Source organism: Pontibacter qinzhouensis (assembly GCF_008017455.1).
In the GTDB taxonomy this organism is placed as follows: domain Bacteria; phylum Bacteroidota; class Bacteroidia; order Cytophagales; family Hymenobacteraceae; genus Pontibacter; species Pontibacter qinzhouensis.
Window position 1 is genome coordinate 1 of the sequence record NZ_VRTY01000204.1, and the last position, 1873, is coordinate 1873.

At 40.0% G+C, this 1873-nt stretch carries 4 protein-coding genes; all 4 read right to left on the minus strand.

The features are described from left to right. Positions 1–242: hypothetical protein (locus FVR03_RS24855; protein ID WP_222707318.1), on the minus strand; the 242-nt coding region annotated here is incomplete at its 3' end. 134 nt (positions 243–376) lie between these two features. After that, positions 377–643 (minus strand): hypothetical protein, encoded by a 267-nt coding sequence (locus FVR03_RS24030; RefSeq protein ID WP_147924312.1) that lies wholly within the window; start codon positions 641–643, stop codon positions 377–379. A 105-nt stretch (positions 644–748) separates the two neighbouring features. Beyond that, positions 749–1264 (minus strand): hypothetical protein, encoded by a 516-nt coding sequence (locus tag FVR03_RS24035; RefSeq protein ID WP_147924313.1) that lies wholly within the window; start codon positions 1262–1264, stop codon positions 749–751. A gap of 73 nt (positions 1265–1337) precedes the next feature. Beyond that, positions 1338–1873 (minus strand): hypothetical protein (locus FVR03_RS24040; protein WP_222707319.1); only part of this gene is annotated, 536 nt, incomplete at its 5' end.

Sequence of the window (1873 nt, forward strand, 5' to 3'; positions counted from 1 at the left end):
GAGGTTAAACCCTGTTTGAAGCCTAATAGCCAGAATCTACCGTTTTCGTCTTCAATGATGGCTGTAGTTTTTGTGTTGCTGAGTCTGTCTACCAGTGAACCTGCGTAAGTTCTCAGAACCGGAATTTCAAAGGTTATTTCTATGTGATAGAGCGTTCCTGATTTAGTTGTTTCCGTTTTGAAAGTGAAAGCAAGAGATTCCAGATTCTCCCAGATACTAAAATTAGCATTTGTCAGGCTCATAGCATCTATCTGGTCATTGGTGAAGGTGTAGCCTGTCAGTTTAGATGCTTCCACTAGGAATAACTTACGGCACCCGTTCACGCTGTAGGCAACTCTGTTATTAAAGCTGTTTGACAGTTTTTGAGCGTATATCATTAGAGTACGAAAACCTCTTCGGAGTAAATTATATCGCCATCGGTATCCTGTACAAACAGCGTATTCTGTCCTGCAAAAGCAGTCAGGTCGATTTCATCAAGTTCTATTTTGAATGAATTGTAGAACTCGCCAGTTTGGAAGGTAAGTTCTTTCTCCTGGTCTGAAATTATGTTTTTAAGTATGATCTTGTGGTCTGCCTCGATGTAAGGTAGATGCGTTTTGTAAACTATAAAGCGCATTGGCTGGCCGTTTCTTAGTGTAATCATAGTAGTTTCAATCTTATATATGTCGGCTGTTCAGCATTATTTTTATAAAAAAAGCCCACCGCATAGAAAGCAGTGGGCTAAAAAGGATTTTATTTTGGGTGGGTGTTATGCAGGTGTAGATACTGTGTTAATTAATGCTTCAACGTCAGAATCACTTAGCAGTACATTCGCACCGAAACCTAAGTTCTTACCTGATAAAGTGAAGCTAAGGTTAGCGTCGTCGTCACCAGTTGTGTTAGCTGTAGCAGCAGTAGTCTTAAGACCGTTAGTCTGACCTAACAGAGTCCATTTGCCGTTGTTTTTTCTGATAAGAGCTACGTAATGTCTGCCCAAGATTACTTCGTGAGCTTTGCTCAACTCGTCGCTTTCTACACGGAAGTTTAATGTCTGGTTAACGTATTTAGCGCCTGTGCTTGAAACTAGCTCTTGAGTGTAAGTAGCAGAATCATCCATAAAATAGATTTCCTGGAATAAAGCACCAGTCTCAAGAGTTAAAGCTGTAATGTCAAGACCACCAACTGCGCTGGCTACTTTAGCTTTTTCAATCAGGGCAACACGGCTTATACCAGGAGCATTAAATTCAGAAGAGATGCTACCGTAAGCGGAATTCAAATATGCCATTGTTGTTTATTGTATATTTTTATGAAAGAGGGAGTTTTGAAACCCCCTCTTTTATTTTAAAAAGTATTGCCTACTAAGCTACTGTAATAAGAACTTTTTGCTCTGGTATTGCTACAGCGTGGCCAGCAGAGTATACTGACTTGTAGTAAACAGATTCAGAGAATATGTTTTTAGTACCAATTACCATACTGTTATGATCTCCAACAACATCAGTAGCGAATACTAATTCTTCTGTTAAGCCAGCTACAATTGAATCTTTGTGTGCTTCTGGCATTGGCGCGAATACTATATCGCAAGACAGATATTTGAAAGAGTTATCGCCAGTTTGGATGATACGGTCTTTGTAGTTATCAGCAAGGTTAGCAAGTAAAATGTAGTCTTTAACAGATTCGTCTACTACGATGTTAGCACCTTTGTGTCTAATTTGCTTAGGTAGTGCAAGGAAAGCTTCTTTCATTTTTGCTACAACGTTAGCTTCGGTAATTGCACCAGCATTAACTTTCTTAATAGTATTAGTATTACCAGCAAGGTCGGTTACAATGATTATTCCGGGCAAGCAGCGCCACCTATTCCGGAGCAAGCGGCGCCACTTAATCCGGGTCAAACAGC